This is a genomic window from Dehalobacter sp. CP, assembly GCF_047652685.1.
Lineage (GTDB): Bacteria > Bacillota > Desulfitobacteriia > Desulfitobacteriales > Syntrophobotulaceae > Dehalobacter.
On sequence record NZ_CP157399.1, the window covers coordinates 134,019 to 155,000 of the forward strand.

18 protein-coding genes and 2 rRNA genes (1 of these 20 cut by a window edge) are annotated in these 20,982 nt (G+C 45.5%); all 20 read left to right on the forward strand.

The features are described from left to right. The first annotated feature begins 3 nt into the window (after positions 1 to 3). Positions 4 to 1,413: a tRNA lysidine(34) synthetase TilS gene (tilS, locus tag AAH944_RS00665; protein ID WP_415535664.1), complete on the forward strand. Its 1,410-nt coding sequence runs from the start codon at positions 4 to 6 to the stop codon at positions 1,411 to 1,413. A gap of 134 nt (positions 1,414 to 1,547) precedes the next feature. After that, positions 1,548 to 3,440, forward strand: coding sequence for an ATP-dependent zinc metalloprotease FtsH (gene ftsH, locus AAH944_RS00670; protein WP_415535666.1), 1,893 nt, complete (start codon positions 1,548 to 1,550; stop codon positions 3,438 to 3,440). A 66-nt stretch (positions 3,441 to 3,506) separates the two neighbouring features. Further along, positions 3,507 to 3,956 carry a nucleoside-diphosphate kinase gene (gene ndk, locus AAH944_RS00675; RefSeq protein ID WP_415535668.1) on the forward strand — a complete coding sequence of 150 codons (450 nt, stop codon included), beginning with the start codon at positions 3,507 to 3,509 and terminating at the stop codon, positions 3,954 to 3,956. A 109-nt stretch (positions 3,957 to 4,065) separates the two neighbouring features. After that, positions 4,066 to 4,779, forward strand: a complete 714-nt coding sequence (locus tag AAH944_RS00680; RefSeq protein WP_415535670.1) for a DUF881 domain-containing protein — start codon at positions 4,066 to 4,068, stop codon at positions 4,777 to 4,779. A gap of 2 nt (positions 4,780 to 4,781) precedes the next feature. After that, the gene (locus tag AAH944_RS00685) at positions 4,782 to 5,486 is read left to right on the forward strand and encodes a DUF881 domain-containing protein (RefSeq protein WP_415535672.1); all 705 of its coding nucleotides are present in this window, start codon (positions 4,782 to 4,784) and stop codon (positions 5,484 to 5,486) included. 55 nt (positions 5,487 to 5,541) lie between these two features. Beyond that, complete coding sequence (gene folP / locus AAH944_RS00690; RefSeq protein ID WP_415535674.1) at positions 5,542 to 6,765, forward strand: dihydropteroate synthase; 1,224 nt, start codon at positions 5,542 to 5,544, stop codon at positions 6,763 to 6,765. Beyond that, the gene (gene folB, locus AAH944_RS00695) at positions 6,752 to 7,147 is read left to right on the forward strand and encodes a dihydroneopterin aldolase (protein ID WP_015042356.1); all 396 of its coding nucleotides are present in this window, start codon (positions 6,752 to 6,754) and stop codon (positions 7,145 to 7,147) included. The genes folP and folB overlap by 14 nt, the downstream gene beginning before the upstream one ends. After that, entirely contained in the window at positions 7,116 to 7,586 is a 471-nt protein-coding gene (gene folK / locus AAH944_RS00700) for a 2-amino-4-hydroxy-6-hydroxymethyldihydropteridine diphosphokinase (RefSeq protein ID WP_415535676.1), read from the forward strand. Before folB ends, folK begins: the two co-directional genes overlap by 32 nt. Positions 7,587 to 7,834: 248 nt before the next feature. Continuing rightward, positions 7,835 to 8,740, forward strand: coding sequence for a Rossmann-like and DUF2520 domain-containing protein (locus AAH944_RS00705; RefSeq protein ID WP_415535678.1), 906 nt, complete (start codon positions 7,835 to 7,837; stop codon positions 8,738 to 8,740). Further along, on the forward strand, positions 8,737 to 9,600 hold the full coding sequence (panC, locus tag AAH944_RS00710; RefSeq protein WP_415535680.1) for a pantoate--beta-alanine ligase: 864 nt from the start codon (positions 8,737 to 8,739) through the stop codon (positions 9,598 to 9,600). Before AAH944_RS00705 ends, panC begins: the two co-directional genes overlap by 4 nt. A gap of 6 nt (positions 9,601 to 9,606) precedes the next feature. Then, positions 9,607 to 9,990 carry an aspartate 1-decarboxylase gene (panD, locus tag AAH944_RS00715; RefSeq protein ID WP_415535682.1) on the forward strand — a complete coding sequence of 128 codons (384 nt, stop codon included), beginning with the start codon at positions 9,607 to 9,609 and terminating at the stop codon, positions 9,988 to 9,990. 62 nt (positions 9,991 to 10,052) lie between these two features. Next, positions 10,053 to 10,973: a quinolinate synthase NadA gene (gene nadA, locus AAH944_RS00720; protein WP_415535684.1), complete on the forward strand. Its 921-nt coding sequence runs from the start codon at positions 10,053 to 10,055 to the stop codon at positions 10,971 to 10,973. Between the two features lie 32 nt (positions 10,974 to 11,005). Further along, positions 11,006 to 12,619, forward strand: a complete 1,614-nt coding sequence (nadB, locus tag AAH944_RS00725; protein ID WP_415535686.1) for an L-aspartate oxidase — start codon at positions 11,006 to 11,008, stop codon at positions 12,617 to 12,619. Next, entirely contained in the window at positions 12,597 to 13,475 is an 879-nt protein-coding gene (gene nadC, locus AAH944_RS00730; RefSeq protein WP_415535688.1) for a carboxylating nicotinate-nucleotide diphosphorylase, read from the forward strand. The genes nadB and nadC overlap by 23 nt, the downstream gene beginning before the upstream one ends. 35 nt (positions 13,476 to 13,510) lie before the next feature. Beyond that, the gene (locus AAH944_RS00735; RefSeq protein ID WP_415535690.1) at positions 13,511 to 14,278 is read left to right on the forward strand and encodes a type III pantothenate kinase; all 768 of its coding nucleotides are present in this window, start codon (positions 13,511 to 13,513) and stop codon (positions 14,276 to 14,278) included. A gap of 20 nt (positions 14,279 to 14,298) precedes the next feature. After that, positions 14,299 to 15,276: a tRNA dihydrouridine synthase DusB gene (gene dusB, locus AAH944_RS00740; protein ID WP_415535692.1), complete on the forward strand. Its 978-nt coding sequence runs from the start codon at positions 14,299 to 14,301 to the stop codon at positions 15,274 to 15,276. 184 nt (positions 15,277 to 15,460) lie between these two features. Continuing rightward, on the forward strand, positions 15,461 to 15,931 hold the full coding sequence (greA, locus tag AAH944_RS00745) for a transcription elongation factor GreA (RefSeq protein WP_019226924.1): 471 nt from the start codon (positions 15,461 to 15,463) through the stop codon (positions 15,929 to 15,931). A 188-nt stretch (positions 15,932 to 16,119) separates the two neighbouring features. Continuing rightward, complete coding sequence (gene lysS / locus AAH944_RS00750; RefSeq protein ID WP_019226925.1) at positions 16,120 to 17,589, forward strand: lysine--tRNA ligase; 1,470 nt, start codon at positions 16,120 to 16,122, stop codon at positions 17,587 to 17,589. A gap of 267 nt (positions 17,590 to 17,856) precedes the next feature. After that, positions 17,857 to 19,528 (forward strand): 16S ribosomal RNA (locus AAH944_RS00755). A gap of 525 nt (positions 19,529 to 20,053) precedes the next feature. After that, a 23S ribosomal RNA gene (locus AAH944_RS00760) occupies positions 20,054 to 20,982 on the forward strand; it runs 2,137 nt beyond the window's last position. Together the 16S and 23S rRNA genes form the textbook arrangement of a ribosomal RNA operon.

A 20,982-nucleotide genomic window follows, 5' to 3' on the forward strand; every position in this document is an offset into this window, starting at 1 on the left:
ATAATGTATGAAAGCTTGAGCTCGGAGGTATTGCCGCAACAAATTCCGTCTCAGTCCAAGGTGCTTGTAGCTGTTTCGGGAGGACCGGACTCGGTGGCCCTGGCTCATGTCATTTACCGCTATTCGTGCGAAAATCAAGATAAGAATATTTCTTTTGTTATTACGCATGTCAATCATAAGGTCAGGAGAGAAGCCGAAGAGGAAGCGGAGCTTGTTAAGAATCTTGCTGGGGAATGGAAAGCAGGATTTATTTTGCATGAATTTGATGCGAAACGTAACGCTTCAGCATGCCGCCAAAGTTTTCAGGAAGCATCAAGGGAATGGCGCTATGCTCGCTGGAAGGAAGACATGGAAGCGTGGGGCTGTGATTTACTGGCCACTGCCCACCATTTGGGAGATCAGGCGGAAACTGTTCTCTACCGTCTCTTAAGAGGAAGCGGAACAACAGGACTCGCAGGCATTTATCCTGTTAAAGACAAAATCATCCGTCCACTTCTTTCGGTAACAAAAGAAGAAATCCTGGAATACTGCAAAGTTCAAAATCTTCCCTATTCAATTGACAAGAGCAATCTGGAAACGGACTATTACAGGAATAGGATCAGACTCGAGCTAATTCCTGAACTGGAAAGCAAATATAATCAGAGGATTACCGATGCTTTGGGACGAACAGCGGAACTGCTGCGCTGGGACGAAGAATATATTTGTGCCCAGACGGAAGCTTTGTGGCCCAGGTACTGTCTCCGGGCAGATCATACCGGAGTCCTGCTTTCGCACGAAGCCTGGAAAGAACCGGAGGCAATCCTTTCCCGCCTGCTCAGGAAAGCGGCTTCGCAGGTATCGGGAGAAACAAGAGGGCCAGCGTTTAAATTTGTTAAGCGTTGGATGCAAAAGGGGCAACAGACCGGATGGCGTCAGGATCTTCAAGGTTTTAAGGTAGAAGTTGTCAAGCAAGGCCTTTTCTTTTTTAACGTAGAGCGAGAATCAAAAGAGTATATTTCCGGGAAAGATAGAATTGAAGAGTTCCCGCTTTTTGTCAAGTTACCCCTTGCTTTGAACGTTTGGAATAAAATTACGGAGTTAAAAGTACAGGTGGGAATTTTTGATTTCTATCCGGAAGAACAGCATGTTTTGTGGAGTACCGAGCTTGATCGGAGCCAAATGTCTGTTCAGACTAAGCCTTTGGTATGTAGGACGAGACAGGCCGGAGACCGTATTTATTTTAAGAATTTAGGGCATAAAGCAATTAAAAAGGTTTTTCAGGACAAAGATATTCCTGCTGGGGAACGTGATAAGATTCTGTTTTTTGCTTTTGGCGATCTCGTCGTCTGGATCCCAGGTGTATGCAGGGGAGACAGCCTTTTGCCGGCTGGTCCGCAATCTTCCAGACTGTATTTGGTTGCGGCTGAAATATAAGGTTTTCTACTATTTTGGATTGATTGTAAAATAGGAAACCACATGATATAATATCTCATAGTTTTTCAAACGTCCGAATAATGTACGTTAAGTATTGACAATATGTTTCCATCAATGAGAGGAGGATCTCCGGATTGAAAATACTAAAAAATGTCGCGATCTATTTGTTGATTATTCTTCTTGCAGTTTTGCTTATCAAATGGGCAAATCCTCCTGAAGCAAAGGATACCAGTCTAAAATATAATGCTTTTAAGCAGGCTATTGCTTCGGGCGGTGTCAGTGATGTTTCCGTTCAGGTCAATGATAAATACTACGTCTATACCGTTACCATGAAAGACAGCAAGATCTACGAAGTCGCCGGTCCCTCAGGAGATCAAACCCTTCTGGATCAAATGGAAAAACAGAATATCAACCTTACATTTGAGCCTCCGGCCACTGTACCGTGGTGGGTTTCTGTCCTGCCGACCCTCCTGATGTTCCTGTTTATTTTTGGGTTGTTCTTCTACATGATGCAGCAAACCCAAGGCGGCGGAAGCAAAGTCATGCAATTTGGCAAAAGTAGGGCACGGTTGGTAACAGATGAACACAAATATACGTTTAAAGATGTTGCAGGCGCAGATGAAGTTAAGGAAGAATTGGAAGAAATCGTAGAATTTCTGAAATCACCGAAAAAATTTAATGAGATTGGAGCTAAGATTCCGAAAGGGGTACTCCTTTTTGGCCCTCCCGGAACCGGAAAAACTTTGTTGGCGAAAGCCGTTTCCGGAGAAGCCGGAGTTCCGTTCTTCAGCATCAGCGGTTCCGATTTTGTGGAAATGTTTGTTGGCGTTGGAGCTTCAAGGGTGAGAGATCTTTTTGAACAGGCTAAAAAGAATTCCCCCTGTATCGTTTTTATCGATGAAATTGATGCTGTGGGACGTCAGCGCGGTGCCGGCTTGGGCGGCGGCCATGATGAGCGCGAGCAGACCCTAAATCAGCTTCTGGTCGAAATGGACGGATTTAACGGTAACGAAGGTGTCATCGTCATTGCTGCGACCAACCGTTCGGATATCCTGGATCCGGCTCTTCTCCGTCCTGGGCGTTTTGACAGACAGATTGTTGTCACTCTCCCGGATATCAAAGGAAGAGAGGAAATTCTGATGGTCCATGTCAAGGGTAAACCGTTAGCTTCGGATGTTAACCTTGAAGTTTTAGCGCGCAGAACCCCCGGCTTTACAGGGGCTGATCTTGCCAATCTGGTCAATGAAGCTGCTTTGCTCTCAGCGCGGCGTAATGAGAAGAAAGTCGATATGAAGGCGCTGGAAGATTCGATTGAAAGAGTCATTGCCGGTCCGGAAAAGAAAAGCCGGGTGATCAGTGATTTTGAAAAGAAACTGGTTTCTTACCATGAAGCCGGCCATGCGCTTCTGGGAGAATACCTTCCGCATACGGATCCCCTGCATAAGGTTTCGATTATACCAAGAGGCCGGGCAGGAGGCTATACGCTGCTGCTGCCGAAAGAGGACCGCAACTATATGACGAAGTCCCAGCTGCTTGACCAGGTCACCATGCTTTTGGGTGGCAGAGTAGCTGAAGCCCTGGTTTTGCATGAGATCAGTACCGGTGCTTCCAACGACCTGGAACGTGCGACAGGCATCGTAAGAAAAATGATTACCGAACTCGGGATGTCGGAAGAGCTCGGACCGGTAACTTTCGGCCATAAAGAAGAACAGGTTTTCCTGGGACGTGATATTGCGCGTGACCGTAATTACAGTGAATCTGTAGCCCAGGCGATTGATCATGAGGTGCGCCGTATCATTGATGAATCTTATCAGAAGGCACAGGATATCATTTCAGAGAAAATTGAGATTCTGCATGCGATTGCTCAGGCACTGATGGTCAATGAAACGCTGGAGGCAGACTCTTTCCAGGATATCATTGCCAAATATGATGAGTCACGCATAGGTGATCCTTATGACACGCCTCTGTCCGTAAACGGTGACAGTACGGAAAATAATGAACCAAAAGAAGAAAGTGAAAACGCTTAAGGTTGACAAGATACTTGCTCAGATGAGCTCAAAATATCTTATAATAGACATTTAAGGAGGATTCCCGTGGAAAGAACTTTTCTTATGCTTAAACCGGACGCCATTCAAAGAGGTCTGGTTGGTGAAGTGATTGGCAGATTTGAAAAGAAAGGATTTAAGCTTGTTGGCTTAAAGTTGATCCAGGTAGACAGAGCCTTGGCGGAAGAACACTATAAGGAACATAAGGGTAAAGGTTTTTTTGAACCTACCGTTCAGTATATTATGTCCTCGCCGGTTGTGGCGATGGTCTGGGAAGGCAAGAATGTAGTCGCTATAGCTAGAGAAATGATGGGGGCGACCAATCCTGCAAATGCCAACCCTGGTTCTATCAGGGGCGCCTATGCGATGGACATCAGCAGAAACGTCATCCATGGCTCAGATTCTGTGGAAAGTGCCGAGAGGGAAATTTCCTTGTACTTCAAACTGGCAGAAATTCTTAGTTATACTAAAGCCGGTGAAGAGTGGCTTAGCGAGTAAATACAAGGACACCCATTCGGGTGTCCTTTTTACAGTCTGTCAGAAAAACTCAAAGTACTTTCTGAACCAAGTTTTGTTTTATATGTCAGAATAAGCCGGGGTGAATCAGATGCAGGATAAAAAGAAAATGGCATGGATGATGATCAGTGTGGGGATGCTGCTGATCGGTGTTTTTCTTGTAATTGTTATTAAATCCTATATGGCTGATCAAAATGCTTCTTCACAGGAGAAAAATCTCCCGAGTCTTCTTCAGCTGGAGATGGAGAATGAACAATTGGCCGGAGAAAATGACAAACTGCTGGAAGAATTGACGAAGTATCAGGCGGGGGAAAGCGCTGCGGCCCTGGCTTCCGAACAATTGGAGAAGGCGAAGATCAGTGCAGGGCTTGTGTCCCTCAGTGGCCCGGGCATTATGATCGTTCTGGATGATTCTGATCAGAAGCGAAGTACAAGTAATGGAAGCATTGGGAATTATTATATCCATGAGGAATACTTGCGGGCAATCGTCAATGCACTGTGGAACGGTGGGGCTGAGGCCATTTCGATTAATGACCAGCGGATTACTTCTAATACAGAAATATTCTGCAGCGGTTCTTATATTAAGATCAACAACACAAGACAGATGCCACCGTATAACATCGTGGCGATCGGCAATCAGGATAACTTAAAGTCGGCTCTTCAGTTTTACGTATGGGACATGCTCGGGGAATATCAGCAACAATACGGCATAACCCGTAAACTGGAAATACCTAAGGGATCTGTCACAGTGCCTGCTGCTAATCAGTACAGTTATAAGTATGCACAGCCTGTCAAGGAGGGTTAGACTTGATAAACAAACATGTCATAACAGTTGCGACGATTGCTGCCGTAGCGATTGGCTTTTTGATTTCCCTTCAGTTCCAGGCGCAAAGAGAAGTGGACAGTGCGGAAAAAATTCAGCAGCAAAGAGTTGAGCAGACCGATACAGTGATGAAAACCTTGCAGGATGAAAACAATTCTTTGCAGGAAGAATATAATCGAATATCTGCAGAGCTGGAAAAATATAGGAATAGAAACAGTGAGAATCCCTATCTTAAGGCAAGACTGGATCAGCTTAAAATCGCTGACGGAACCATCGCTGTTACCGGATCTGGGGTTAAGATGATTGTCAAAGACAGCGGTCCGGATACTGATGCAGTTATTCCACTGAGTACGGATGAGCTGCGCGGGATCGTGAATGTCCTGCGACTGGCAGGAGCAGAAGCGATCAGCATTAATGGTCAGCGGATTGTTGCTTCGACTTCGATTGTTATCAGCGGGACAGCGACAATCCTGGTGAATTCAGTTCCGATCAGCAGGATTGGCGGAACCACGTATGAAATCCTGGCTATTGGCAAGCAGGATGATCTACTCGACTATTTGACGAATATGGTCGCGATTGATTTGAAACAATTTGGCAGAAAAGTTGAAATAACCCGCGAAACGGTGACAATTCCATCCTTTAAAGGAAGCTATACCTTCGAGTACGCTTCGGAGGTAAAGAAGGGATAACCTGATAACAGGTGAGCGCCTGAAAAATGAATTCATTAATTAAGGCGGAAAAGGAGTGAAGGATTTGAAGGCGTACAATTTGCGATGGCTCAAAATAGATAGCCTGCTGCAGGCTGAAAGAGCCCTCAGCCAGGTTGGCGTTGATCTTGGTGGTCTTCCATATATGAATGGCAAGGCTTTGACCAAACCGATCAAGCTGGAGAATGTACCAGCTCCGGTAGCTTTGATTCTGAAACAGGAAATGCTCTCCTTAGGTGGGGATGCAGCTGTCCATAAAGATTTGCTCGACAGCGGATCACCGGAAGGCGATGTATTACTTCTTGGTAACTATAAGCAGTTAACCAAACTTGCGGACAAACTGGCGACGATGTCCGCGGAGTTCCAGTCCCTCGCTCAGTCCTTACGCAAGCTAATGGCCTATTTGGAGGAACCTCCGGCCGGAACCATCGATTGCAGGGGAAAAAATCTCATTTGGGGTCAAAAGACTCTGATCATGGGAATATTAAACGTAACGCCGGATTCTTTTTCCGACGGCGGAAAATTTGACAATATCGAAAATGCTTTAAAGCAGGCGGAAAAAATGGTTGCCGACGGTGCTGATATGCTTGATATTGGTGGAGAGTCCACCCGCCCGGGATATGGGGGGATCAGTGCCGAAGAAGAGTGGGCAAGACTTGAACCGGTACTTAAAGCTCTTATTCCGGTCAGTCCGGTTCCAATATCGATTGATACCCAAAAAGCAGCTGTTGCAGCCAAGTCTTTGCGGTTGGGGGCCCATATCATTAATGATATCTGGGGTTTGCAGAAAGATCCTGAAATGGCCCGCGTTATTGCAGAATATCAAGCTCCGGTCGTGATAATGCATAATCAGGATCATACAGAATATAAGAATATGATGGGTGAAATATTGTCATTCCTGGAGCGTAGCATTGAAATGGCTCTAGACTGCGGATTGACGCAGAATCAAATTATTGTCGATCCCGGAATTGGGTTTGGAAAAACACCGGAACAGAATATGGAAGTCTTAAGCCGGATGGAAGAATTCAAATCGCTAGGGTGTCCTCTTCTTTTGGGAGTATCCCGCAAATCCGTGATTGGACGGACCTTGAACCTTCCGGTTGATCAAAGGCTCGAACCGACGATTGCTCTGGGGACGCTCGGAATTGTTGCCGGAGCAGATATTCTGCGTGTGCATGATGTTCCCGAAAACAAAAAGGCTGCGCTTATCACTGACCTAGTGATACGTCGAAAAAGAGGAGAAGATTATGAAGGAAAGTGATGTCATTCACCTGCGTGGTATGGAGTTTTATGCTTACCATGGGGTGATGGAGGAGGAGCGGGTTCTTGGCCAAAGATTTCTGATTGACGTGGACATCTTCCTGAAAAAACCGGTCAGTATGCAGGACAATCTGGTGGAGACTGTCAATTATGCTGAAGTCTATCAAGTAGTCAAAAATTGTGTCCTTGATCAGCGTTATCAGCTGATTGAAACACTTGCCGAAAAAATAGCCTTGGAAATTACAACCGGATTTTGCTGTTCAGGCGTCCGGGTAGAGGTACATAAGCCAAATGCCCCGGTTTCCGGAATTCTTAAGGATATATCCGTAGAAATCATACGGGAGAAAAAAGATGAGAGCATTTTTAAGTTTGGGGAGCAATGAAGGAGACCGCAAGGAATATTTGGATCGGGCACTCAATATGTTGATGGATACTTCAGGGATTATGATTCAGCGTATTTCCAGCCTCTATGAGACTGAACCCTGGGGCAATGTTGACCAGTCACCTTTCCTGAATATGGCCATTGGCATTGAAACGGAGCTGGATCCTTACGAACTGCTTGAGGTCTGCCAGCAAATTGAAATGTCTCTAGGAAGAAAACGACTGACTCATTGGGGGCCGCGCACCATTGATATCGATATTCTTTCCTATCAGGATTACGTGATTCAGACTGAAAAACTGACAATTCCACATCCCTTTATGGAACAAAGAGAGTTCGTACTGGCTCCGCTAAGAGAAATAGCACCGGATTATATTCTGCAGTCAGGAAGAGTAATCGGAACTGTTCAAGGCGAAGGACTTATTAAAAAAATTAAAATATAGGTATAAATAAGATCAATACGTGTTAAGTAAAATTATTTTTCTTTATTATTTCTCTTCTTTATCATATACTAAAGAGTAAGCTGCAGACGACATCTGTATAGGGTTGTACCGTAGCAGTTCGGCTATTTTTTATGACTGATCGGATCGTGCATCAACCGCTTGGATTATTACTACTGGGACGGTGAAGGCAGGGTAGTTGTTGAATTCGTTTATAACAATACACCTTCACCATGTGAGGTGTATTTTTGTTGTCAGAAAATACGATAAAATTTGGAATCATCGGAACTGGCGTGGTCGGGACATCTCTGGCGATTCTGTTGGAGAAAGCAGGGCTGGAGTGTATCGGAGTCCATACCCGCGGCAAAAGGTCATATGATCATTTTCGGAGATACTTGCCAAAAGAGCAGCTTGGATTGAGGCAGCTTGTGATGGAGTCAGATCTGATTTTTATTACGACTCAGGATTGCAACATTGAAGAAGCAGCAGCCAGACTTTCTCAGGAGAGGGATATTAAACCAGGTCAAATCTGGATCCACTGCTCAGGGTCTTTACCTTCGGGGGTCATGTGTCAGGATCCTGTACTGCCTGTCGGCTACCTGTCTCTGCATCCACTGCAGGCCTTTGCAAATATTGATACCGCGGTTTCCGTCATGAAGGGAACCTATTTTGGCATAGAAGGCAGCAGTCCGGAGGTTGAGCGCCAAGGGGAGAAACTGGTTATGTTATTAGGCGGAATCCCGCTAAAAATTAATCCGATGAAAAAAAGCCTGTATCATGCCGGAGCAGTTGTTGTCTCAAACTATCTTGTTTCGCTGGTCCTACTGGCAGTCAAACTATTTGAGCAAGCCGGAATAGAGCGCGAAGACGCCTTGGCTGCCTTATTGCCGCTGTTAGACGGGTCCTGCCGGAATATAGACAAACTGGGGCTGCCTGGGGCGCTTACAGGGCCAATTGCCAGGGGAGATGCCGGAGTGGTCGCAAGACATCTCCAGAGCATGCCTGAAGAGATGAGGACGGTCTACAGAGAGCTTGGGAAGTTGGCCTTGGAATTGGGAAAAGAAAAAAAACTGTTGGATAGGGTATCCTATCACCCAGAAGGTTTAAATGACCTGGAAGAACTTTTGAATGACTTAGGAAAGGAAACAAAGCAATGATCATTGCCGAAAAAATAGCTGAAACAAGAGAAAAAATAGCATCAGCCAAACAGCAGGGAAAAGCTGTTGTCCTTGTACCCACGATGGGCTTCTTGCATGAAGGCCATCTGTCCATGGTCAAAATAGCCAGAAATCAGGATCCGAATCACAAAAAAACCTATATTGTGATGAGTATATTTGTGAATCCCTTACAGTTTGGTCCCAATGAGGATTATGAGAAATATCCGCGTGATCTTGCCAGGGATTCGGGACTCGCCGAACAGGCAGGAGTAGACTTGTTATTTGCTCCTTCGGTCGCGGAAATGTATCCGGACGGAAAAAGCCTTACGGCAGTTCAGGTATACCAGATCACCGAGGTCCTCTGCGGAGCCAGCCGTCAGGGACACTTTCAGGGAGTAGCAACTGTTGTGACAAAACTTTTTAATATTATTCAACCTGATGAAGCCTATTTTGGCTTAAAAGATTACCAGCAGGTTGCTGTCATCAAACAAATGACAAAAGATTTAAATAGCTCTGTTAAAATCGTGGCCTTCCCGACGGTCCGAGAAAGCGATGGACTCGCCAAGAGTTCCAGAAACGCTTATTTGAGCAGTGAAGACCGGAGGCAAGCCCCGGTGTTGTTCCGTTCATTGCAGGAAGCGGAGGCACGAATTATTGAAGGTGAGACCTGCGCTGAAGTTGTCAGAGAAGAGATCAGACAGAGAATAAGCAGTGAATCAAACGGGAAAATTGATTATGTAGAAATAAGAAAAGCGGACAATCTTGCAGCTGTCGACAGTATTGACTGCCCTGTTGTGATTGCTCTTGCCGTACGTTTTGGCACAACGCGCTTGATTGATAATATTGTCGTGGAGGTGTGAGAAAAAATGTTCAGAAATATGATGAAATCAAAGATCCATAAAGCCAGGGTTACTGAAGCCAACCTGAATTATGTGGGAAGCATAACGATAGACCGCAGCCTGATGGAGCAGGCCGATATTCTGGAAAATGAGAAAGTTCAGGTCGTTAACCTGAATAATGGAGCAAGGCTGGAAACGTATGTTATTCCAGGAGAGGAGAATTCCGGAATAATCTGTCTAAATGGAGCAGCAGCCAGGCTGGTCCAGGTCGGGGATCAGGTGATTATTATTTCCTATGGGCTGTTTTCCGATGAAGAAAGCAAAGGATATACACCGAAAATTGTTTTTGTCGACGAAAAGAACCAGCCGGCCAGAATCGATGATGTTGAAGTGCACGGCGTACAGGCTTGACACATTTTATGTCGAAGAATAGAATTAGAAAAAGGTCTACGAGCGAAAGGAGAGGCTGATAAATGGATAATGGCGAACGCAAAGATCAGCTGATCAATGATATAAATGCTCTGCGCAAGCAAAGAAAAGCGGTAATTCTTGCCCATTATTACCAGCCGGGGGACATTCAGGATATTGCGGATTTTGTCGGAGATTCACTTCAGCTCGCCCAGCAGGCTGCCCGGACAGATGCAGATGTCATCGTATTCTGCGGGGTCCATTTTATGGCAGAAAGTGCTGCAATCCTATCCCCGGAGAAGACTGTCCTGCTTCCCGAACCTTCGGCCGGCTGCCCAATGGCTGACATGGTCGAAGCAAACCGGCTCAGAGAGGCGAAGGCCAAATTGCCCGGTGTAAAGGTGGTCTGTTATGTTAATTCATCCGCAGAGGTGAAAGCCGAAAGCGATATTTGCTGTACATCATCCAATGCAGAGAAAATTGTTCAATCTCTTGGAAAAGAGGAGATCCTGTTTGTGCCTGACGGCAACCTCGGCGGATATATTGCAGCCAAAACGAACAGAAAGATTAACCTGTGGCCGGGATTCTGTCCGACCCATCATAGGCTCGCCAGGGAGGATATCTTAAAGGCGCGGGAGGAACATCGGGGAGCAAAAGTTCTGGTTCATCCTGAATGCCGCGAGGAAGTCTGGCGGGAAGCCGATTATGTTGGCTCTACTGCCGGAATTATTAAGTATGCAGAAGATTCGACGGACACCGAATTTATTATTGGAACGGAATGTGGCATTTTGCATGAACTTACTAAACGCTGTCCTGGAAAACAATTTTATATGGCTTCAGCATATATGATCTGCCCGAATATGAAAAAGATCAGCTTGCAGAAGGTCAAGGATGCCCTTTCAAACATGGTACCGGTCGTTACTGTGTCAAAAGAAATCAGAGAGAAGGCGGTCTGCGCGCTGGAAAGAATGCTGGCCGTCCAATAATGAACATATAACATTGAGGATGAGTAAGAGATATGAATGAGAATGAATATCTGATTCCCTGGGACAAGGATAAGCTTGAGATCTTTCAGACCGAAGTGCTTATTCTCGGAAGCGGAATTGCGGGATTGTTTGCAGCAATCAAACTTTGTCCCAAATATGAAGTAACCGTTCTGACCAAGAAAGATGTGATGGCAAGCAACACTGAGCATGCCCAGGGAGGTATTGCCGTTGCTCTTAATGAGGATGACTCTCCTGAATTTCACTATGGCGATACCATTAAAGCCGGAGCAGGGCTATGCAACCTGAAAGCAGTCAAGATCCTGGCTGAGAAAGGACCGGAGTGTGTCAGTAAGCTGATTGATTTTGGCACCAAATTTGATGAAAGCAATAATAAACTGGACTTTACGCGGGAAGGTGCCCATAGCAAAAGCAGGGTACTACATGCTCACGGTGATGCCACCGGCGGAGAAATAGAACGTGCCCTGGTAGAAGTTGTGCATTCCAGCCCGATTACCGTTAAAGAAAACTATTATTTAATTGACTTTGTTAAGAACAGTAAAGCAGAGGTCTGCGGAGCTCTGGTGCTCAACAATATTACCTTGGCAATGGAAATATGGCTGGCTAAAGCCGTTATCCTGGCCACGGGCGGTGCAGGTCAGATGTATAAGCATACGACCAATCCTGCGGTTGCGACAGGAGACGGGATAGCTGCTGCTTATCGGGCAGGAGCCGAACTTATGGATATGGAATTTATTCAATTCCATCCCACGGCCCTGCTGCTACCGGGAGCACCCAATTTTTTAATTTCGGAGGCAGCCAGAGGAGAGGGAGCTGTACTGGTGAACTCACGTGGAGAACGTTTTATGGAGGGTGTTCCCGGTAAAGAGCTTGCTCCGAGGGATGTTGTATCAAGGGAGATCTGGAAGCAGATGCAGACAGGACAGGTCTATCTCGATTTCAGCCCGATGGGACACTCCAAAGTCGAACAAAGGTTTCCAGGAATCTATAAAACCTGTCTGAATTATGGCGTTGATATTTCTACAGATCCAGTACCGGTTGGCCCTGCTGCGCATTACTTAATGGGCGGAGTCCGCATCAATGAATTTGGTGAAACGAATTTGCCAAATCTTTTTGCTTGCGGTGAATGTGCCTGTAATGGCGTTCATGGTGCCAACAGGCTCGCCAGCAACTCCTTGTTGGACGGATTAGTATTTGCTTCAACCATTTCTGATACAATCAATCAGAAGATTGGCGAAATGCCCAACCCGGAAGATGTTTTGCCGTATGAAGGCTACCCCGGTGAATGTGATGTCCGGGATTCCGCTGCAGACCCGGCTACTCTGAAAGAAGAACTGCAGAATATTTTATGGGATAAAGTCGGAATCATTCGGGATGAAGAACATTTGCGGCAGGCACAGGCGGAATTAAATCAATTGATGGAACGGTTTAACCCCCATTCTGAAGTACCGGAACTCGAGCTTGGCAATATGCTTGCGATTGGAATGGTGATTATCAAGGCTGCTTTGGCACGTGAAGAAAGCAGAGGGGGTCATTTCCGACGGGATTTCCCGAATGCGGAGGAATACTGGCAAAAGCATTCTGTCTATATGAAGGGGGATCATCATGTTCGCTACGTTTCAATATGAAGAATTGATTGAACGTGCTTTAAAAGAAGATATTGGTACCGGAGATATCAGTACGCTGATCATTCCTGAAGATTACCAGAGTGAAGCCAGAATCTATGCCAAAGCACATGGGATTGTCTGCGGCCTTTTTATTGCTGAGATGACTTTTAAGAAGATAGATCCGTGCCTAGACGTTCAGATACAGGTTGAAGACGGAGACAGTATCGGACCAGGGACCCTGATCATGAAAATTAATGGTTCACTGGCAGGAATCCTTCAAGCTGAAAGAACTGTACTTAATTTCATTCAGCATCTTTCAGGAATATCTAGTATTACAAGAAGATTTGTCGAACTTGTATCTGATTTAGGCGTTAAGGTCACAGATACGCGCAAAACGATGCCGGGTATGAGAAACTTGCAGAAATACGCTGTCAGGGTCGGCGGAGGAACGAACCACCGTTTTGGTTTGTATGATGCCGTTATGCTTAAGGATAATCATCTGGACGCAATCGGAAATCTGGCTGAGGCTGTTCAAAAAATTAAAACAAAAGTTGGCCATATGGTTAAAATAGAGGTTGAATGTGAAACGCTGGAACAGGTACGGGAAGCCGTTCTGAGCGGCGTTGACGTGATTATGCTTGATAATATGTCCCTGCAGGATATGAAAACAGCGGTTCAGTATATTAACCACCGGGTTGTCGTAGAGGCGTCTGGAGGAGTTAGGGAAGACACAGTGCGTCAAATTGCCGAGACAGGAGTGGACATTATTTCAGTAGGCAGGCTTACGCATTCGGTCGAAGCGATTGATTTCTCAATGGTCGTTGATGATTTTAAACCGTCTATTCAGAAGCACCTTCATTCTACTGAAAAAATATAATCTGCACTTATCCGGTTGTAAAGGAGGCGGGTACAATGATTCTGGTCATCGATATCGGGAATACGAATATTGTACTTGGTGTTTACCAGGACCGTGAGCTTATGCATTACTGGAGAATTTCTACGGAAAAAAACAATACATCGGATGAATATGCGTCGACAATTAAAAATTTATTTAGTTTTCACGATTGGTCTTTCAGCAATATATCTGGGGCTATTATTTCTTCGGTTGTACCGCCTGTGACGCCTGCGCTGGAACAGATGATCAAAAAGTATTTCAGCGTAACCCCTATTATTGTTGGCCCGGGCGTGAAGACGGGCATTTCCATTAATATTGATAATCCCAGGGAGCTCGGTGCAGACAGGATTGTCAACGCTGTTGCTGCCTATACCAAGTATGGCGGGCCATTAGTTATTGTTGATTTTGGTACGGCAACAACTTTTTGCGCCGTCAGTGAAAAGGGAGAGTACTTAGGAGGCGCGATTGCACCTGGAATCGGGATTTCCACTGAGGCGCTCTACCAAAAAGCTTCAAAATTGCCTAGAGTAGAGATTATTAAGACCAAAAACGTCATCGGCAAAAATACAGTCAACGGTATGCAAGCGGGAATATATCATGGATTTTGCGGGCAGATTGACCGTATTGTCGAGCTGATGAAAAAAGAACTTGGCGGAAAAATTAAAGTTATTGCAACCGGGGGTCTGGCTGAACTGATTGCCGGGGATTCCAAAATGATCGATATGATTGATCCTTTTTTAACGTTGGAAGGACTTTTGTATATTTATGAAAGAAATTTACGGTAATTATATACATTGAGGTAAAAATGAAATTAGGGAAGTATTATTTGTCAGATAAGCCTGTTTTTATGGCCCCGATGGCAGGGATAACGGATAAGGCCTTTCGGGAAATCATCCGGCTCACAGGCGGCAAATACGTCATAACGGAAATGATCAGCGATAAAGCACTGCTGCATCATAATGCCAAGACATTTAAAATGCTTGATCTAAAAGGAGAAGAAGAACCCCGAATTGTTCAGCTTTTTGGATCCGAACCTGTCCCAATGGCCAGAGCAGCTGAAATAGCTGAAACATATGGAGCTGATATCATAGACATTAATATGGGATGTCCGACACCAAAGATTGTGAAAAATGGTGAAGGAGCATCCCTTCTTCGAAACATTCCGTTAGCGATAGAAATTGTCTCCGAAGTGGTAAAGGCTGTTAGGGTTCCTGTTACCGTTAAAATCCGCCTGGGATGGGATAGCTCCACTATCGTTGCGCTTGAACTGGCGCCAATGTTAGAGCAGGCAGGAGTCAGCATGCTGACAGTTCATGCCCGGACCAGAGAACAATATTATTCCGGCAAGGCTGACTGGGAATGGATCAGTAAAATTAAAGCAAGAATTGGCATACCTGTGATTGGGAATGGGGATGTTCTATCTCCGGAAGATGCGCTGAAAATGATTCAGCTTACCGGATGCGATGGAGTCATGATAGCGAGGGGAGCTTTAGGAAATCCATGGCTGATTGGCAGATCCCAATATTATCTCGATACGGAAACACTTCCACAGGAACCTGGCAATAGAGAAAAACTTAGAATACTTATTCAGCATTTTGAAAAGATTATTGAATATAAAGGCGAAAGAACCGGCGTACAGGAGATCCGCAAACACGCTTCCTGGTATATCAAGGGTATGAGGAAAGCAGCAGAGTACCGGAACCAGATCATGAAAATCAAAAGTTACCAGGAAATGAAGACGTTGTTTTCAGGCATTTACGCGATGGAATGCCCGGACCATTGATCCGGCTATCAAAATATTAAGTAAATTTGCTTGACAATAAAATGGAGGTTCCTTATAATTACGAGTATTAAAAAGCTAGGAAGAGATTTACAGTGTATATTTTATTTTACTTGTGTATATAATGTCTCACATAAAAGGATTCAAAAAAATTACCTCATAAGAGAAAGAGGGAGGGGTATTTTTTATGCCCGAAAAAGAAGTCATTTTAACACTTGATGGTTTGAAGAAACTGGAAGAAGAACTGGAGATTCTAAAGACCCAAAGAAGGAGAGAAGTTGCTGAAAGGATTAAACAAGCCATTGAGTTTGGAGATATATCCGAAAACTCAGAATATGAAGATGCTAAAAATGAACAGGCTTTTATCGAAGGCAGGATCATTACTCTCGAGAAAATGCTGAGAAATGCCAGAGTCATTGACGACAATGATGAAAAAGACCATGTTGCCATAGGAAGTACAGTACTGTTAAAAGATGTTGAATATGGGGACGAAGAAGAGTATACCATCGTCGGCTCGGCAGAGGCAGATCCGGCAGTCAATAAAATTTCCAATGAATCACCGGTTGGCAAAGCTGTTCTTGGACAAATTAAAGGCAGCGTTGTTGAGGTTAATGTTCCGGCAGGAATGCTTCGTTATGAAATTGTAGATATCCGCTAGTTTATTTGCTGCTTTCTATTAAAAATTTGTTCGTTCAATGGTCCATTTCAACAAAATGAAGCTGAATTTTAGCCCGTAATACCGCGTGATGGTGTTACGGGCTGGATAGTGTTTACGGGGTACTAGTTGGATAGCCTCGTTTGGTATAATATAGTATTGAACTGAAACAGATGTTGGGGGAAAAAACGATGGAAAATCTGGATATTAATGAACTGATGCGTATTCGCTTGGACAAGCTGGACAATCTCAGGGCGAAAGGTATTGAACCCTATGCAGACCATTACTTGAGAACCCATTTATCACAGGGCATTATTGAGAATTTTGATGAGCTGGAAGGGCAGGATGTCAGCGCGGCCGGAAGAATCATGTCCAAAAGAGATCAAGGGAAAGTTCTTTTCGTGCACATTCAAGACCTTCAGGGGAAAATCCAGATCTATATTCGGGTTGATGCGTTCGGCGAAGAAATGTTTGACACGATAAAGACGTTTGATATTGGTGATATTATCGGCGTCCGCGGCAGCGTTTTCCGTACCAAAAGAGGCGAGATTTCAATAAAGGCTGAGGATATTACATTGCTATCAAAATCGCTGAGACCGCTGCCGGAAAAGTTTCATGGGCTTACCAACGTCGATATCCGTTACCGTCAGCGTTATCTTGATTTGATTATGAATGCAGAAGTGAAGGAAACATTTATCACCAGAAATAAAATTATCAGAACGATGCGTGAATACCTGGAAGAGAAAGGATTTCTGGAGGTTGAGACGCCTACGCTGCTTCCGATCGCAGGCGGTGCGACTGCAAAGCCTTTTATTACGCATCATAACGCGCTTGATATGCAGTTATACATGAGGATAGCTCTGGAACTTCCGCTTAAGAGGCTGATTGTGGGCGGTTTTGAAAAGGTATTTGAAATTGGCCGTAATTTCCGAAATGAAGGAATTTCAATTAAGCATAACCCTGAATTTACCATGATGGAACTATATCAGGCTTATGCAAATTATGAAGATATTATGAACCTTACAGAGGATATGATCGTTTATATTGTGGAGAAAGTTCTTCATACCCAGGAAGTTACTTATCAGGGTGAGAAGATTAATTTCGCGAAGCCCTGGCGCCGCTTGCCGATGCTTGACGCAATTAAAGAGTATGCTGGAATAGATTTTACCCAAATTGAAACCGATGAAGAAGCCAGAAAAGTTGCCATGGAGAAAGGGCTGCAAATTAATGCCCTGGAAACCAAGGGCAAAATTATCAATGAGGTTTTTGAAGAATTTGTTGAACCAAAACTTATTCAACCAACTTTTATCATCGGTCATCCTGTAGAAATTTCTCCTCTCGCTAAAAGAAATGCAGAAAATCCTGAGTATACGGACAGGTTTGAGGTATTTATTTATGGTAGAGAGGCAGGAAATGCGTTCTCGGAGTTAAATGACCCCATTGATCAGAGAGGGAGATTTGAAAAACAGGTTCTGGAAAGAGAAAAGGGTGACGATGAGGCGCACATGATGGATGAAGACTTTCTTCAAGCGCTTGAATATGGACTTCCGCCTACAGGCGGACTTGGCATTGGGATTGACAGGCTCGTCATGCTTCTGACAGATTCAGCCTCTATCAGGGACGTTATCTTATTTCCTACCATGAAATCCAGAGAAGATTAATATAAATGAATATTTAATTAAGAAAATGATTATCCTTTAGATATTCGTAGAATTTTGTAGAAAAAACGAAGCATTCTTGACCTAGTGATGTTTAAACTGGGATTAAGATGCTTGAAAGGTTCCGGTAACTTTGTTATTATAACTAAGCGCTCGGGACACAGCGAGCCAAAAGGTCATTGAAAACTGAACAACAAGAATGAATTAAAAAGCTAGACTCGTCAATGAATTTTAGTAAAACAAGAGCTGAATCAAGCTCCGTAAATAGTTTTTATGGAGAGTTTGATCCTGGCTCAGGACGAACGCTGGCGGCGTGCCTAACACATGCAAGTCGAACGGAGCTACGCCTGACACCGAGTGCTTTGCACATAGATATGTGGAGCAAGCGAGTGCGCGAACGAAGAGAGCGCACCACGCATTAAATAAGTGCCAACACATATTGAGTATGAAGGAAAAGCACTGGGTGTCAGGTGGAGCTTAGTGGCGAACGGGTGAGTAACGCGTGGGTAACCTGCCCTTAAGACCGGGACAACAGCTGGAAACGGCTGCTAATACCGGATGTATTGTCCGAGAGGCATCTCTTGGAGAAGAAAGCTGGCCTCTGAAAATGCTAGCGCTTAGGGATGGACCCGCGTCTGATTAGCTAGTTGGTGGGGTAGAGGCCTACCAAGGCGACGATCAGTAGCCGGCCTGAGAGGGTAAACGGCCACACTGGGACTGAGACACGGCCCAGACTCCTACGGGAGGCAGCAGTGGGGAATCTTCCGCAATGGACGAAAGTCTGACGGAGCAACGCCGCGTGTATGAAGAAGGCCTTCGGGTTGTAAAATACTGTTGTTAGGGAAGAACGGCTTAAGTGTGAATAATGCTTGAGATTGACGGTACCTAACGAGGAAGCCCCGGCTAACTACGTGCCAGCAGCCGCGGTAATACGTAGGGGGCAAGCGTTGTCCGGAATCATTGGGCGTAAAGGGCGCGTAGGCGGCTATATAAGTCTGATGTGAAAGTGCGGAGCTTAACTCCGTAAAGCATTGGAAACTGTATGGCTTGAGGACAGGAGAGGAAAGTGGAATTCCACGTGTAGCGGTGAAATGCGTAGAGATGTGGAGGAACACCAGTGGCGAAGGCGACTTTCTGGACTGTAACTGACGCTGAGGCGCGAAAGCGTGGGGAGCGAACAGGATTAGATACCCTGGTAGTCCACGCCGTAAACGATGAATGCTAGGTGTAGAGGGTATCGACCCCTTCTGTGCCGCAGTTAACACAATAAGCATTCCGCCTGGGGAGTACGGCCGCAAGGTTGAAACTCAAAGGAATTGACGGGGGCCCGCACAAGCGGTGGAGCATGTGGTTTAATTCGACGCAACGCGAAGAACCTTACCAAGGCTTGACATCCAACTAATCCCGTAGAGATATGGGAGTGCCCTTCGGGGAAAGTTGAGACAGGTGGTGCATGGTTGTCGTCAGCTCGTGTCGTGAGATGTTGGGTTAAGTCCCGCAACGAGCGCAACCCCTATATTTAGTTGCTAACAGGTAAAGCTGAGAACTCTAGATAGACTGCCGGTGACAAACCGGAGGAAGGTGGGGATGACGTCAAATCATCATGCCCCTTATGTCTTGGGCTACACACGTGCTACAATGGACGGTACAGACGGAAGCGAAGCCGCGAGGTGAAGCAAATCCGAGAAAGCCGTTCTCAGTTCGGATTGCAGGCTGCAACTCGCCTGCATGAAGTCGGAATCGCTAGTAATCGCAGGTCAGCACACTGCGGTGAATACGTTCCCGGGCCTTGTACACACCGCCCGTCACACCACGAAAGTTTGCAACACCCGAAGCCGGTGGGGTAACCGTAAGGAGCCAGCCGTCGAAGGTGGGGTAGATGATTGGGGTGAAGTCGTAACAAGGTAGCCGTATCGGAAGGTGCGGCTGGATCACCTCCTTTCTAGGGAGAACCGATTGAAGCTAGACTTCAATCTACTCCAAGGTCGGTACTTAGAGTAAAGCAGTGCAAACTGGACTGACTCTCAAGTAAGGTGAGTTTAGCAATTGATTTCTTGTTGTTTAGTTTTGAGTGACCTGAGCACAGTAATGTGTAAAAGAAACACTCAAATAATGTCCATACATATCAGAGATTCTGGTAAGTATGGAAAAAAAATAAGGATTGCAAAGCAGAAACAGAAATGTTAAACTGACGATCCTGCTGCAGAGAAAGTCTGCAGACGTTCTTTGTCGCTCCTTGCCATCCATGGCATCGCGACACTCGAACATCCTTGTTCTTTGAAAACTGCACAACGAAAGAAGCAGAATGCGAAATGCGAAAGTAAAGACAACAAAGATCTGAAGTTCAAATTCTAATGCCATCCATGGCAAATTTGAACTTAGGAGCATCCATGCTCCGTCAGGTAAAATTACTAAGCGCATAGGAAACATTCAAATCATCTATAACAAGTCGAGGAAAGAACCAGAAGGTCAAGATATAAAGGGCATACGGTGGATGCCTAGGCGCCAAGAGCCGAAGAAGGACGCGGTTAACAGCGAAATGCCACGGGGAGTCGTAAGCAGGCATAGATCCGTGGATGTCCGAATGGGGCAACCCATCCAGAGTCATATTTGGATATCGTGTACTGAATAAATAGGTACAGCGAAGGCAAGTCGGGGAACTGAAACATCTAAGTACCCGGAGGAAAAGAAAGAATAATCGATTCCCAGAGTAGCGGCGAGCGAAACGGGACTAGCCCAAACCGATCTCTTCGGAGGTCGGGGTTGTAGGACTCTTAAAACGGGTCAGGATTTTTAGCTGAAGCGAACTGGAAAGTTCCGGCATAGGAGGTAAAACCCCTGTAAGCGAAAAGAAGACTGACTTAGAGAGTATCCTGAGTACCGCGGGACACGAGAAACCCCGTGGGAAGCAGGGGAGACCACTCCCCAAGGCTAAATACTACTTGGCGACCGATAGTGAACAAGTACCGTGAGGGAAAGGTGAAAAGCACCCCGGGAGGGGAGTGAAATAGAACCTGAAACCGTATGCTTACAAGCAGTCAAAGCATTAGTAATAGTGTGATGGCGTGCCTTTTGTAGAATGAACCGGCGAGTTGTGATATGCAGCGAGGTTAAGTATTTAAGATACGGAGCCGAAGCGAAAGCGAGTCTAAATAGGGCGACTAGTTGCATGTTGCAGACCCGAAACCGTGTGATCTACCCATGGTCAGAGTGAAGGTGAGGTAAAACTCATTGGAGGCTCGAACTCACTGTCGTTGAAAAGGCAGGGGATGAACTGTGGGTAGGGGTGAAATGCCAATCGAACACGGAGATAGCTGGTACTCCCCGAAATAGCTTTAGGGCTAGCCTCAATGGATGAAATACGGGGGTAGAGCACTGAATGGGCTAGGGGCTTAA